This is a genomic window from Advenella sp. FME57, from assembly GCF_014897675.1.
Lineage (GTDB): Bacteria > Pseudomonadota > Gammaproteobacteria > Burkholderiales > Burkholderiaceae_B > Advenella.
Map to the genome: position 1 here is coordinate 137985 of NZ_JABUXU010000009.1, position 13262 is coordinate 151246.

The 13262-nt window shown below is 54.6% G+C and carries 12 protein-coding genes; 9 read left to right on the forward strand and 3 right to left on the reverse strand.

Translation table 11 applies throughout. The features are described 5' to 3' along the window. The first annotated feature begins 158 nt into the window (after positions 1–158). The 3 genes from nrdA to yfaE are packed head-to-tail and all read left to right on the forward strand — an operon-like array spanning position 159 to position 3923. Entirely contained in the window at positions 159–2432 is a 2274-nt protein-coding gene (gene nrdA, locus INT32_RS12220) for a class 1a ribonucleoside-diphosphate reductase subunit alpha (RefSeq protein ID WP_193089010.1), read from the forward strand. Between the two features lie 28 nt (positions 2433–2460). After that, complete coding sequence (nrdB, locus tag INT32_RS12225) at positions 2461–3594, forward strand: class Ia ribonucleoside-diphosphate reductase subunit beta (RefSeq protein ID WP_193089011.1); 1134 nt, start codon at positions 2461–2463, stop codon at positions 3592–3594. Beyond that, on the forward strand, positions 3591–3923 hold the full coding sequence (yfaE, locus tag INT32_RS12230) for a class I ribonucleotide reductase maintenance protein YfaE (RefSeq protein WP_193089012.1): 333 nt from the start codon (positions 3591–3593) through the stop codon (positions 3921–3923). The genes nrdB and yfaE overlap by 4 nt, the downstream gene beginning before the upstream one ends. Here the strand turns inward: yfaE and INT32_RS12235 are convergent. Beyond that, positions 3877–4164, reverse strand: coding sequence for a hypothetical protein (locus INT32_RS12235; protein ID WP_193089013.1), 288 nt, complete (start codon positions 4162–4164; stop codon positions 3877–3879). The two genes, yfaE and INT32_RS12235, sit on opposite strands and share 47 nt — an antisense overlap. A gap of 277 nt (positions 4165–4441) precedes the next feature. Between INT32_RS12235 and INT32_RS12240 the strand changes: the two genes are divergently transcribed. The 3 genes from INT32_RS12240 to INT32_RS12250 are packed head-to-tail and all read left to right on the forward strand — an operon-like array spanning position 4442 to position 7349. Continuing rightward, positions 4442–5500 (forward strand): alcohol dehydrogenase, encoded by a 1059-nt coding sequence (locus tag INT32_RS12240; protein ID WP_193089014.1) that lies wholly within the window; start codon positions 4442–4444, stop codon positions 5498–5500. An 11-nt stretch (positions 5501–5511) separates the two neighbouring features. Beyond that, on the forward strand, positions 5512–6534 hold the full coding sequence (locus INT32_RS12245; protein WP_193089015.1) for a diacylglycerol kinase family protein: 1023 nt from the start codon (positions 5512–5514) through the stop codon (positions 6532–6534). An 8-nt stretch (positions 6535–6542) separates the two neighbouring features. Further along, positions 6543–7349: a metallophosphoesterase gene (locus INT32_RS12250; protein WP_193089016.1), complete on the forward strand. Its 807-nt coding sequence runs from the start codon at positions 6543–6545 to the stop codon at positions 7347–7349. A 196-nt stretch (positions 7350–7545) separates the two neighbouring features. Here INT32_RS12250 and INT32_RS12255 read toward each other — a convergent pair whose 3' ends face one another. Then, positions 7546–8004, reverse strand: a complete 459-nt coding sequence (locus INT32_RS12255) for a CBS domain-containing protein (protein ID WP_193089017.1) — start codon at positions 8002–8004, stop codon at positions 7546–7548. Positions 8005–8239: 235 nt separating this feature from the next. After that, on the reverse strand, positions 8240–9664 hold the full coding sequence (locus INT32_RS12260) for a YihY family inner membrane protein (RefSeq protein WP_193089018.1): 1425 nt from the start codon (positions 9662–9664) through the stop codon (positions 8240–8242). A gap of 332 nt (positions 9665–9996) precedes the next feature. On the opposite strand from INT32_RS12260, the gene INT32_RS12265 reads away from it, so the two are divergent. The 3 genes from INT32_RS12265 (at position 9997) to aroC (ending at position 13082) form a co-directional block, all read left to right on the forward strand. Continuing rightward, on the forward strand, positions 9997–10371 hold the full coding sequence (locus tag INT32_RS12265) for a DUF2069 domain-containing protein (RefSeq protein WP_370540223.1): 375 nt from the start codon (positions 9997–9999) through the stop codon (positions 10369–10371). A gap of 2 nt (positions 10372–10373) precedes the next feature. After that, entirely contained in the window at positions 10374–11858 is a 1485-nt protein-coding gene (locus INT32_RS12270) for a YdiU family protein (protein WP_193089020.1), read from the forward strand. A gap of 168 nt (positions 11859–12026) precedes the next feature. Then, complete coding sequence (aroC, locus tag INT32_RS12275; RefSeq protein ID WP_193089021.1) at positions 12027–13082, forward strand: chorismate synthase; 1056 nt, start codon at positions 12027–12029, stop codon at positions 13080–13082. Positions 13083–13262: the final 180 nt, after the last annotated feature.

Here is a 13262-nt window from a genome sequence, read left to right on the forward strand (position 1 = left end):
TTGTGTTGTTTTTCAAGGATTTGCACGAAGCCGAAATTACTTGAAATATCCTGATCAATACTATATATTGTGTTAAACCTAAAATAAAACACTATATATAGATTATAGTCGGTCCGGCTCCAAGCCGTTCCATCAACCATCATGGATATGCATACGCAATGAACAGCACACTCTTGGTCACCAAACGTGACGGCAGAAAAGAACCTATCGATCTGGACAAAATTCACCGCGTCATTGCGTGGGCGGCAGAAGGTCTGGATCATGTTTCGGTGTCTCAAGTTGAGCTCAAGTCTCATATTCAGTTCTACGACGGTATCAAGACTGAAGACATCCATGAAACCATCATCAAGGCAGCGGCGGACCTGATTTCACAGGCTACGCCCGATTACCAGTACCTGGCGGCGCGCCTTGCCATCTTTCATTTGCGCAAGAAAGCCTTCCAGCAGTTCGATCCGCCATCGCTCTACGATCATGTCAGCCGGCTCACCGAAATGGGCAAATACGACGAACATATTCTGCAGGACTACACACGGGAAGAGTTCGACGAGCTGAACAGCTATATCGATCACAGCCGTGATATGCGCTTTTCCTATGGTGCGGTCAAGCAGCTTGAAGGCAAGTACCTGGTGCAAAATCGTGTCAATCACGAAATCTATGAAAGCCCCCAGTTTCTGTATATTCTGGTGGCCGCATGCCTGTTCTCGAAGTATCCGAAAGACACGCGCCTGTCGTACATCAAGGGGTTCTATGATGCGACGTCGCTTTTCAAAATTTCCTTGCCCACACCCATCATGTCGGGTGTACGCACACCTACGCGTCAGTTCAGCTCATGCGTGCTGATCGAGTGTGGCGATAGCCTGGATTCCATTAATGCCACGACCAGCGCTATCGTGCGCTACGTATCGCAACGCGCCGGCATCGGCATCAACGCCGGTCGCATTCGTGCCGTTGGCAGTGCCATTCGCGGTGGCGAGGCGCAGCATACTGGGTGTATTCCTTTTTACAAGCACTTTCAGACAGCCGTCAAATGCTGCTCGCAGGGTGGCGTGCGCGGTGGTGCGGCCACATTGTTCTATCCCATGTGGCATCTGGAAATTGAATCGCTGCTGGTGCTCAAGAACAATCGGGGCGTCGAGGAAAATCGCGTCCGTCATATGGACTATGGCGTGCAGATCAACCGGCTGCTGTATCAACGCCTGATCAGAAACGGCGATATCACGCTGTTTTCTCCATCGGATGTACCGGGCCTGTACGATGCGTTTTTTGAAGATCAGAACCGCTTTGAGCAACTGTATGCCAAATACGAGCAAGACACGACCATTCGCAAGCGTACGGTCAAGGCAACAGAGCTGTTTTCATTGATGATGCAGGAACGCGCCGGCACCGGCCGCATATACATTCAGAACGTGGATCACTGCAATACCCACAGCCCGTTTGATCCGGCCGTGGCGCCCGTGCGCCAGAGTAATCTGTGTCTGGAAATCGCGCTGCCGACCAAGCCGCTGGAAGATATCAATGACGAGAACGGTGAAATTGCATTGTGCACGCTGTCTGCGTTCAATTTGGGCGCCATTGAATCGCTGGATGAGCTCGAAGGCCTGGCCGATCTGGCCGTGCGCGCGCTCGATGCCTTGCTTGATTATCAGGACTATCCGATAAAGGCCGCGTATATTGGCTCCATGAAGCGGCGTACACTGGGTATCGGCGTCATTAATTACGCTTATTACCTGGCCAAGAACGATGCCAAATATTCCGATGGCAGCGGTAATGCCCTGACGCACCGCACCTTCGAGGCGATCCAGTATTATCTGCTCAAGGCCTCGGTCGGGCTGTCCAAAGAGTTCGGCCCGTGCACGGCCTTTGATGAAACGACCTATTCCAAGGGTATTTTGCCAATCGATACCTATAAGAAGGATCTTGACGGCATTTGCAACGAGCCGCTGCATCTGGATTGGGAATCGCTACGCAAGGACATTACCACCCATGGTCTGCGTAATTCGACCTTGACGGCACTGATGCCTTCGGAAACCTCTTCGCAGATATCCAACGCCACCAACGGTATTGAACCGCCGCGCGGCCTTGTGACCGTGAAGGCTTCCAAAGACGGGATTCTGAAACAGGTGGTGCCCGAGTACGAACGCCTTAAGGACAAGTACGAATTGCTGTGGAGCATGCCAAACAATGATGGCTATCTGCAAATTGTAGGCATCATGCAGAAATTTGTGGATCAGTCTATTTCGGCCAATACGAATTACGATCCAGCCCGTTTTGACGGTGGTCGTGTGCCCATGAACCAGATGATCAAGGATCTGCTCACGGCGTACAAGTTCGGTGTCAAAACACTGTATTACCAGAACACCCGTGACGGTGCGGAAGACAAACAAGAAGATCAGGCACAGGATGACTGCGAAAGCGGCGCGTGCAAGATCTGATCAGGCAGTAATCGAGTAAGAGAAAATAATGGCATACAGTACCTTTTGTCAGACTCCGAACGACCAGATGAAAGAACCCATGTTCTTTGGTCAGTCGGTCAATGTCGCACGTTATGATCAGCAGAAATACGAAATTTTTGAAAAACTTATTGAAAAGCAACTGTCTTTTTTCTGGCGTCCCGAAGAGGTGGATGTGTCTCAGGACAGAATCGACTATCAGACGCTGCCGGAACACGAAAAGCATATTTTTATCAGCAATCTGAAATATCAGACACTGCTCGATTCGATCCAGGGCCGCAGCCCGAATGTGGCGCTGCTGCCGCTGGTGTCCATCCCTGAACTGGAAACCTGGATCGAGACCTGGTCGTTTTCCGAGACGATCCATTCGCGCTCGTACACACATATCATCCGCAATATCGTGAACAATCCATCAGTGGTGTTTGACGATATCGTCGCTAATGAATATATTCTGAAACGTGCGCGCGATATCGCCTTCTATTACGATGACGTAATCTCGTATACACAGTTGTATAACCAGTTTGGCGAAGGCACGCACATGCTCGCCGGCAAGGAAGTGCTCGTATCCCTGCGCGAACTCAAGAAAAAGCTGTATTTGTGCCTGATGGTCGTCAATGTGCTTGAGGCTATTCGCTTTTATGTCAGTTTCGCGTGCTCCTTTGCCTTTGCAGAGCGTGAGCTGATGGAAGGCAACGCCAAGATTATCAAATTGATTGCCCGTGACGAAGCCCTGCACCTGACGGGCACGCAGCATATGCTCAATATTTTGCGCAGCGGCGAAGATGATGCTGAAATGGCTGAGATCGCCAATGAAACCCGCGAACAGTGCTTTGATGTGTTCAAGCAGGCAGCTCTACAGGAAAAAGAATGGGCCGAATACCTGTTCAAAGGAGGGTCCATGATCGGGCTGAACAAGGACATCCTGTGCCAGTACGTCGAATATATTACCAACCTGCGCATGCAGGCAGTTGGACTGCCGGCTGCATTTCCGGGAGTACGACAGAATCCAATCCCATGGATCAACGCCTGGCTGTCTTCAGATAATGTCCAGGTTGCGCCGCAGGAAGTGGAAATCAGCTCTTACCTGATCGGGCAAATTGATTCACAAATGAATACCGACGATCTGCAGCATTTCGAACTATGACATCTGTCGTAACGACCGATAGCAGGTTCGAATTGCTGGAGGGAGAAACGCTGCTCGAAGGGCTGGAACGCACAAATCACGAAGTGGAGTTCCAATGCCGCGCCGGCTATTGCGGCTCATGCAGGACGCATCTGCTGGCGGGCAGAGTATGTTATCTGACCGAGCCGCTGGCCTATATCGCGAAAGACGAAATACTGCCTTGCTGCTGTGTGCCCCAGGGGCCATTGCAGATTGAGGCCAGGCTGTTGCATATGCCTGAACAGCCTTCGCTCGGTGAGGAATTCAATATTCAGAGGTCGCTGGATTTCGGGGTTGGCGAACAGAAGTAGGCGCGCCCTTATGCCGTTTGTCTTTGTCATTCGGCCTCAGGGCGTACTTCAGTGCGAATACCGTGGCAATGGACCACAGCAGCAGCCAGATAACATGCATGGTCATCACGAAAATATCACGCCCGGCCAGTGGCGCCGCTTGTGACATGAAGTCGTTCAGGACCGATAGCGACAATCCGATCATCATCCCTGCAAAAAGCAGGACGGTTAATACAAAAGACCATTTCGGATCTGGTTTCATCGATTTCCCCTGTTATCTGGCTCTGCCTGCCTGCCGGCACGAGCCATCATGAGCGGGCAGGGTCACCCACCGGCAGTATTAACGCTAGTCTAGGCGATCATCGTTCTGATGTGAAATACCGAATACTTATGTCTATATTGCTGCGGTTCAGATCGCAATTTGACTATTATTATCCGAACTGCTTGTGGCATTTGCGAAACCCTCATATACAATATCTATTCCAAAGGAGCTCTGGCATGACCCGCGTGGCATGCGCGAACATAGGAGTGGTAAAAATATGAAATGTTATTGCATTACCGGTTTCAAATCCCCCTTGCAAATGCTGGAAAAAGACGACTTTACCCCGCAAGGGACCCAGGTTGTACTGGACGTCAAGGCGGCCGGCGTCTGTCATAGTGACTTGCACTTGTGGGAGGGGGGTTACGATCTGGGCCAGGGAAAGCGCCTGGAACTGAAGGATCGCGGCGTCAGTCTGCCGCTGACGCCGGGGCACGAGACCGTAGGAACAGTGCGGGCAGTGGGGCCGGACGCGGGGCAACTGGATACCGGGAAAAATTACCTGATCTATCCCTGGATTGGCTGCGGCAGCTGCGTCGTTTGCCAGCGCGGCGATGAGAACCTGTGCGCGGCACCGGCCTGCCTGGGTATTCATCGTGATGGCGGCTACGCTACGCAGATCGTCGTGCCGCATCCCAGGTATCTGGTGGATATTGGTGATATGGACCCGGTACAGGCAGCGCCTTACGCCTGCTCTGGCCTGACCACCTATTCTGCGCTGCGCAAATTTGATCCGGCAGTTCTGCAAAATGAGCCCGTGATCATCTTTGGGGCCGGCGGCCTGGGCCTGATGTGTCTGCAATGGCTGCACGCCATGGGCGGCAAGGGGGCGGTCGTCGTCGATCTGGACCCGGCCAAACGAGAAGCAGCACTGCAGGCTGGGGCATTGGCCGCTGTCGATGGCAACAGCCCCACGCTGATCCAGGATATTCAGGCAGCGGCGGGTACGCGTACCATCTGGTCGGTGATCGACTATGTCGGGGCCCCGTCCACGGCAACGCAGGCGTTCAACCTGCTGGCCAAGGGTGGCAAGCTGGTCATTATCGGTTTGTTCGGCGGACAGAGTGAGTGGCCGCTGGCTTTGTTTCCCTTGAAGGCGGCGACGGTACAGGGGGCCTATGTGGGTAATCTGGCCGAGTTGCAGGAACTGATGGCACTGGTCAGACAGGGCGGGATCCGTCCTATTCCCGTCACCCGGCATCCCTTGGCGCAGGCAGACCAGACCCTGATGGCGCTGCACGCAGGCAAAGTGATCGGTCGGGCGGTCCTGACGCCGTAAAAGGAATGATAATGACTGTTCCCAATAGTGCATCGCAGGTTCCTGTTGATAATGACGGGGTCCAAGCGGACGCTGCCCCGGCTGAGTCAACATCGGCCGATGTATCGGGACGTGCTTTTGTTTTCTTTACCAATGCCAGCTCCGGCAACCAGGACACGGAAGTGTTTCTGGAAAAAATTGCTGCAGCCATGCAGGGGCGCGAGCACCACATTGTCTGTGTCTACCCGCGAGACAGTCATGAGCAAAAGCAAAAAGAAGCGGTCAGCCTGGTAAAAAAGCATGATGCAATACTGGTGGTGGCCGGCGGTGACGGCACGATCAGCGCCATGGCCAATCATGCCATTGCCGAACAGTTTCCGATGGCGATCATTCCCTTTGGTACATTCAATATGTTTGCACGGGATCACGGCCTGTCGCTGGACACGGACACGGCATTGCGCGATTTGCTCACGGGCCGGATCCAGGCGGTACAGACCGGGGAGATCGGCGGGATGCATTTCATTGTGAATGCAACGCTGGGCCTGTACTCCCAGTTGCTGGCTGACAGGGAGCAATGGAAGAACCAGTTTGGCCGGCGTCGTGGCATTGCAATTTTCGCGGCATTTTCCAGCATAATGAAATACGGTCGTTCCTATATTTTGCAATTTAATAAGGGAGACGGCCGGCAATTGGTGAAGACCGTCAGCTTTATGGCCTGTAATAACAATCTTCAGGCCCAGCAGGCCGGTGTGGAGTATGACGAGCAAATGGGCGACGGCTATCTTTACGGTATTGTGCTCAAGCCGTCCAGCCGCAAGCGTATGCTGCTGCTGGCCTTAAAGCTGATTTTTCGGCAGCTGGATCAGGATCGGCAGATCATCAGTTTTCCGTTCGAATCGCTCGATATTGATAAGAAAAAAGGAGGGCGCAGCATCGAGGTCGCCATGGACGGCGAGGTTCATAGATTGCAGGCGCCATTTACCGTCAAGGCCAATAAAGACCTGCTCAGGATACTGATGCCTGCATCGGCGGCGCAGCAGCCATCACAGGAATAATATCGCGCATGTATCGGATCATCCAGCTTTCAGATGTCCACTTTGGCACGGTCAATGCACAGGTCCTGAATGCGCTGGTCCATGCGGTCAGGCAGTTGTCTCCCGCCTTGTGCGTCGTGTCAGGCGATATCACCCAGCGTGCCACGCGTCGCGAGTTTCTGGCGGCCAATGCGTATCTGAAGACCTTGCCGTCGCCGGTACTGTGCGTTCCGGGTAACCATGATATTCCGCTGTTCGCGCTATGGGCCCGTTTCACCAATCCTTACGGGCGATATCGCCGCTATCTGCACAAGGACGTAGAGCCCCTGTTCGAGACCGGTGCCGCGATCGTTATCGGCGTCAATACCACCACACCATTTCGACACAAGCGCGGTATTGTGACTGATGCGCAGATCCGGCGGGTGCAAGAACTGGCGCAAGACAATAGCGCGGGCAAAAGTGTGCTGGTGGTGGCGCACCATCCGTTTCATGTGCTGGATCCGGCCGACCGGGAGCAACTGGTCGAAAACAGTGAGGCGGCCATCCGCGCCTGGTCTGCAGCCGGCGTAGATCTGATCATGGGCGGACATATTCATGTGCCGTTTGTCTATCCGCTGACTCAAAGCTATCCTGAGCTGGTCAATCCGATGCTGGTTGTGCAAGGAGGCACCACCACCTCGTTGCGGGTCCGCAGACATATCCCCAATTCATTGAACGTCGTAGACTTGTATCCGGAAAAAAAGATTCACATTACGACCTGGACCTACCAGCCACGAGATGGCAGCCATCCCAACCGGTTCATGTGCGTGGAAAAGGATATGTGGAAGACAAGCTAGATCCGGCCTGTCTGATCCCCGGCCCGTCTGACAGGGCGTCGCGGTTGCGGGCGTGACGCAGGCGGCGGTGCCCGATTTTGCAAAATGTTATTGTGGTAACGGGGATAGCAGGGGAGGCAAGCGTTGCAAAGCCCAGCAGGCAGGTAGCGGCACTTTTGGGCAAGCCGACGAGCGCCGCTCGTCGGTGAGTCATTTTTCAGTCTTTTTCGTCTTCTGGTTCGCCCGGCCAGTCGCGGATATATGCCTTGAGCATTTTATTTTCGAACTTGGATGCTTCAAGCATGGCGCGCGCCATATCATAGAAGGAGATCACCCCCATCAGCACCGGCCCGTCCATGACAGGGACATAGCGTGCGTGATGCTCCAGCATGAGTCGTCGTACTTCTTCTGCATCGGTATTGGGCGATACGCTCACAGGCGCATCATCCATGATCTTGCGGATGGTGGTATTTTCAAGAGACCCGGGGGAATCGTGCATGTGGCGAATGATTTCGCGGAAGGTCAGCATCCCCGTCAGTTGCCCCTGCTCCATAATGACCAGCGAACCGATATCGCGTTCACTCATGGTCGCAATGGCCTGCGCCACGGATTGATCCGGCGTGGCGGTGTAAAGGATATTGCCCTTGACCCGCAAGACTTCACTGATTTTCAACATGGCAATCCTCCTGTAGCCTTTTTTCTCTCGCTCCGGTGCGCTGACCGGAAACTGATCCTGATTATATGGAAATGTACCTGAAATCGACCGTGATGCAAAGCCATTCAGCGGGGGTATGTGCCCTGCAGGTCACAAACCGGATGCCGGTCATCCCCATGGCAGGCGCCGTTAGCGGCGGCCCTGGCCGCTGCGCGCCAAGAAGATGCGCCTGTCGTCCGGCTTTAAGATTCTGGCGTCAGCTGGTCTGTACTGTGGTATTCGTGGCACCAGGCGGCGTTGATGCTGTATTGTCGTTGTCCTTGTCGTCGCCGTTATCGGTGTCTTGGGCAGGCGTTGTTGCTGGTTCCAATCCGGTCTGCGTCAGATACAGGATGTCACGCAATTTTACGGTATTGTCTTCGGTCAGCAGACGGGCGATCACCTGGCGCAACGCGGGGTCGTGACTGATTTCGATGACCTTGCTGTCAAACAAAAAGCAATCGGCCAGTGGATCCAGGCTGGCATCCAGGCTGCTGGCAAGCACCCATCTCTCGGAGCGCTTGCCGGCCGTGTTGACAATGTAGCCCATGGAAACCAGCGGCTCCAGGATATCCAGCGTTTCGCTGTAGTTCATTTTGATTTGGCCAGCAATATAGCTGGTACCATAGCCGGGCGGGTTCTGATCGCGTGCGCTATGCAGCAGGCGCAGCACGAACAAGGCGGTCACAAAATGTACGCCGGGTGACATCTTGTCGCGCATTTGACCACTGCGTATCTGTGGCGCCAGCGCTGCCACGGTCGCGCCAAACAGCACGACCAGCCAGGACAGATAAATCCACAACAGGAAGATCGGGATCGTGGCAAAGGCGCCGTAAATCAGCGTATAGGAAGGAAACCGGGTAATGTAGTATGCGAACCCGGCCTTCATGATTTCCAGCAGGATCGCTGTGGTGTAGCCACCAATCATGGCGTCTTTCCAGGCGACTTTCCGGTTGGGAACCAGATAATAGAGCAGGGCGAAGATCAGCCCAGAGACGATCACCGGTACCAGGGTGAATAACACGCTCTTGATGACGGAAAACTGAGTCACCAACCCGAGTTTTTCCTGTGCAATATAGGAAGAGGTCCACAGGCTGGCGCCCAGGAAAACAGGACCCAGCGACAGAATTGCCCAGTACACCAGGATGCGCTGCCCGATCGGGCGGCGACGGGTCACATTCCAGATATCGTTCAGTACTTCGTCGATCGTCATCATCAGCATGATGGATGTCACGATCAGAAAGCCTACGCCGATGGCAGTCAGCTTGGAGGCCTGCTGGGCGAACACGTTCAGATAGCTCATGATGGTTTCCGAGACCGTCTGGGGCATCAGGTTGTGCGTCAGAAACTGCTCGAGCGAGACTTTGAAATCGGTAAACAGCGGGAAGGCGGTAAACAGCGAAAGAATAACCGCCAGCATGGGTACGATGGCCAGCACCGTCGTAAAGGTCAGGCTCGAGGCCACCTGCGTGAGTTTGTCGCGAATCAGTCGCTGAAGGCCGAATTTGATGGCTTTTTTGTAAAATTCGAAGCCCAGTTCCGAGTCTCCCATGTTCAGTCGCAACTCCTCCTGGGCTTCCATTGCTTCCTGTTGTTCCTGTTTCTTTTGCTGTTCCAAATCGAAATCGTTGTGTTTTGTCATGATCAGATGGCTGGTTTACCGCGTCGGAGTGCCAACACGGTGATACTCGGGTCAGGATGATTTCAGTATAACAAACCGTAAAGATCATGCTGTTGCGTCCTCGCGCGGGGCAGTTGCAAATTGTAATTGCTGGGCGGTTGTCGCACTTGCAGCGATTGCGGCGATGACAACGAATATAATGAAGAGATTGATTAGCCAGACTGGACATTATTTTGACAAAGCCTTCTTCAGCGCCTGATGCCGATGTGCCGCAGGCCGGTTCCGCCAACCCGCAGCTATCGCCGCCATCCGCAACTGAGCCGGCGCTTGCGTCAGTCCACCAGGCGCGGCAGATTGCATTGAATCCGTGCTATCGGGTGGCGGCGTTTGTTTCCCTTTTGCTGCTGTTTTTGCTGTGCATCGCCTGGGAGTTATTCCTTGATCCGCTGATGCCTGGCGGCAGCGTGTACGTCCTGAAGGCGCTGCCACTGTTGTTCCCCTTGTATGGTGTTTACAAAGGCAATCTGTATACGCTGCAATGGTCATCCATGCTGGTGCTGTTGTATTTTACCGAAGGGGTGGTTCGCTGGTATTCTGATATCAGCACCACGTCTTCCATGCTCGGGGCCGTTGAAACAGTATTGTCGCTGGTGTTTTTTCTTGCCGCCATCCTTTATGTGCGCCCGGCCAAGCAGGCGGCAAAACGCAGCAAAAAACAGGGGAAATAACGATGCAATCGAATCTGAAAGTCAGCAACCAATTCGCTTCCTTGCCACCGGCGTTTTATACACGACTCAGGATGCAGGGGCTGACAGATCCGACGCTACTGCATGTCAATCCTGACGTACTGGCCCGGCTGGAACTGACCATGGAAGATGCGCGTTCGCCGCAATTTCTGTCTATCATGTCCGGCAACGCCGATTTGCCCGGAGGCGTGACGCTCTCGGCAGTATATAGCGGGCATCAGTTCGGGGTCTGGGCCGGCCAACTGGGAGATGGGCGCGCCCATCTGTTGGGGGCCATTGGCGGCACAGACGGCAAAGGCAAGCCGGTAGACTGGGAAATTCAGCTCAAGGGATCGGGCAAGACGCCGTATTCACGCATGGGAGACGGCCGCGCCGTGTTGCGCTCTTCCATGCGCGAGTATCTGGCCAGCGCGGCCATGACCGGTTTGGGTATCCCAACCACCCAGGCGCTATGCCTGGTCGGCTCGGACGATCCTGTGTACCGCGAAACCGTTGAAACGGCGGCGATTGTAGCGCGTGTAGCGCCGTCCTTTGTCCGCTTCGGTTCTTTCGAGCATTGGTATGCAGCAAAGGATCCGGTGCGCTTGCGGGAGCTGTTGGACTATGTGATTGGCAGTTTTTTTGCTGACCAGGTGCCGACCCCGGATAACGAACACACGCTGAACGATGTCATCGAGCGGTTTGTCGATGTCGTGATCGAGCGCACTGCCACATTGATGGCCGACTGGCAATCCGTGGGCTTCAATCACGGTGTCATGAACACCGATAATATGTCGGTGCTGGGCCTGACGCTGGACTACGGTCCCTATGGTTTCATGGATGCATTTCGCATCAATCACGTCTGCAATCATACCGATGCGCAGGGGCGCTACGCCTGGAATGCGCAACCGTCTGTCGGTTTGTGGAATCTGTACCGTTTTGCCAACTGCTTTGTTGCCCTGGGGGCAGACCCAGAGCGCCTGAAGGCGCGGCTTGAACGCTACGAGGGCTTGTTCATTGCCGCCTACAGGGACCGCATGCTTGCCAAGCTGGGGTTACAAACCTGGAAGGAAGGCGACGATGAGCTCATTGATGGCTGGTGGCGCGTGCTGCATGAACAGTCGGCAGATTTTACCCTGAGTTTTCGTTATCTGGCGCAGATTGATGACGATGAAAGCGCGTTGCGCAGCCTGTTTGCCGATACAGCGGGGCTTGAGCAATGGCTGGTATCGTACCGCGCGCGCTTGCAGGACAATGATGGCGATGGTCAGGCCCGTGCCAGCCGAATGGACCGGGTCAATCCGCTTTATGTACTGCGCAACTATCTGGCAGAAGAAGCGATACAGGCGGCGGCAAAAGGCGATATGAGCGTGACCGATGCCCTGCTGCAGGTGCTGCGTGATCCCTACACTGCCAAGCCTGGCATGGAGCATTATGCGGAACCGCCGCCGGATTGGGGGCGGGAGCTTGAAGTCAGTTGTTCATCATAGCGGGAGCGGTCAACCACAGGCGGGCCGGATTCTAACTGGATCTGGCTGACCGGCAACCTGCAGCCAACTGCATTTGACGTTAAAGCGAGCCTTGCGGCAGTTTCTGGTATTCTTCAGTACTTTCCTCGGTCCGCAACAGACGTGCAACACATTTTTACTGGATAAGATATGTCGGGTAACACATTAGGCAAACTTTTTTCGGTCACCAACTTCGGTGAATCCCACGGGCCGGCGATCGGCTGCGTGGTGGATGGCTGTCCGGCAGGCATGACCTTGTCTGCCCAGGATATCCAGATCGAGCTTGATCGTCGGCGTCCCGGGACATCGCGTCATGTGACGCAGCGACAGGAGCCAGACACCGTTGAGATTTTGTCTGGCGTGTATGAAGGCAAAACCACAGGAACGGCAATTGGCCTGCTGATCCGCAATCAGGATCAGCGCAGCAAGGACTATTCCGCGATCGCCGATACCTTCCGTCCAGGTCACGCCGATCGGACCTATTGGGAAAAATATGGCATTCGTGATCCGCGCGGGGGCGGCCGTTCTTCTGCACGGCTGACGGCGCCAACCGTTGCTGCCGGAGCCATCGCCAAAAAATGGCTGGGCGAAAAGTTCGGCACGGTCATCAGGGGTTATATGAGCCAGCTGGGCCCCATCCAGATCCCGTTCAAATCCTGGGACGAAATTGCAACCAATCCGTTTTATGCCCCCGATGCCTCTGTGGTTCCCGAGTTGGAGGCGTTTATGGATCAGTTGCGCAAGGATGGCGATTCCATTGGCGCGCGCATCGAAGTGGTGGCCCAGGGGCTGCCGGCTGGCTGGGGCGAGCCGCTGTATGACAGGCTTGATGCCGATATTGCATTTGCAATGATGGGGTTGAATGCGGTCAAAGGAGTTTCCATTGGCGCTGGTTTTGGATGTATTGCCCAGCGCGGGTCAGAGCATGGTGACGAACTTACGCCCGACGGTTATCTGAGCAATCATGCCGGTGGTGTGCTCGGTGGTATTTCTACGGGCCAGGACATCACGGTCTCGCTTGCCATCAAGCCCACCTCCAGTATTCGCATCGAACGCAAGTCGGTAAACAGGGCCGGTGAGCCGGTCATGGTGCAGACGCTGGGTCGCCATGATCCCTGCGTGGGCATTCGCGCTACCCCTATTGCCGAAGCATTGCTGGCATTGATACTGATTGATCACGCGTTGCGACAACAAGCCTATCGTTGATGTGACAGTAGCAGTAGCAATAGCTGCGGAAAGAGCTGCAGCGGCTTGCAGCGTTTATGCTGCGAGATTAAGCTTGAACTGTCCTGCCGGTATTTTATACAGGAGCAGGGTATAGAGGAGCAGGGGAGCCTGCGCGCAGTTGGCACTGGCGTCAGGCTTCAATGGATGGTAAGCCGGGTC

Excerpts from the sequence above, each read along its gene's own strand:
- nrdA (WP_193089010.1), top strand. The coding sequence starts at position 159 with ATGAACAGCACACTCTTGGTCACCAAACGTGACGGCAGAAAAGAACCT.
- nrdB (WP_193089011.1), top strand. The coding sequence starts at position 2,461 with ATGGCATACAGTACCTTTTGTCAGACTCCGAACGACCAGATGAAAGAA.
- yfaE (WP_193089012.1), top strand. The coding sequence starts at position 3,591 with ATGACATCTGTCGTAACGACCGATAGCAGGTTCGAATTGCTGGAGGGA.
- INT32_RS12235 (WP_193089013.1), bottom strand. The coding sequence starts at position 4,164 with ATGAAACCAGATCCGAAATGGTCTTTTGTATTAACCGTCCTGCTTTTT.
- INT32_RS12240 (WP_193089014.1), top strand. The coding sequence starts at position 4,442 with ATGAAATGTTATTGCATTACCGGTTTCAAATCCCCCTTGCAAATGCTG.
- INT32_RS12245 (WP_193089015.1), top strand. The coding sequence starts at position 5,512 with ATGACTGTTCCCAATAGTGCATCGCAGGTTCCTGTTGATAATGACGGG.
- INT32_RS12250 (WP_193089016.1), top strand. The coding sequence starts at position 6,543 with ATGTATCGGATCATCCAGCTTTCAGATGTCCACTTTGGCACGGTCAAT.
- INT32_RS12255 (WP_193089017.1), bottom strand. The coding sequence starts at position 8,004 with ATGTTGAAAATCAGTGAAGTCTTGCGGGTCAAGGGCAATATCCTTTAC.
- INT32_RS12260 (WP_193089018.1), bottom strand. The coding sequence starts at position 9,664 with ATGACAAAACACAACGATTTCGATTTGGAACAGCAAAAGAAACAGGAA.
- INT32_RS12270 (WP_193089020.1), top strand. The coding sequence starts at position 10,374 with ATGCAATCGAATCTGAAAGTCAGCAACCAATTCGCTTCCTTGCCACCG.
- aroC (WP_193089021.1), top strand. The coding sequence starts at position 12,027 with ATGTCGGGTAACACATTAGGCAAACTTTTTTCGGTCACCAACTTCGGT.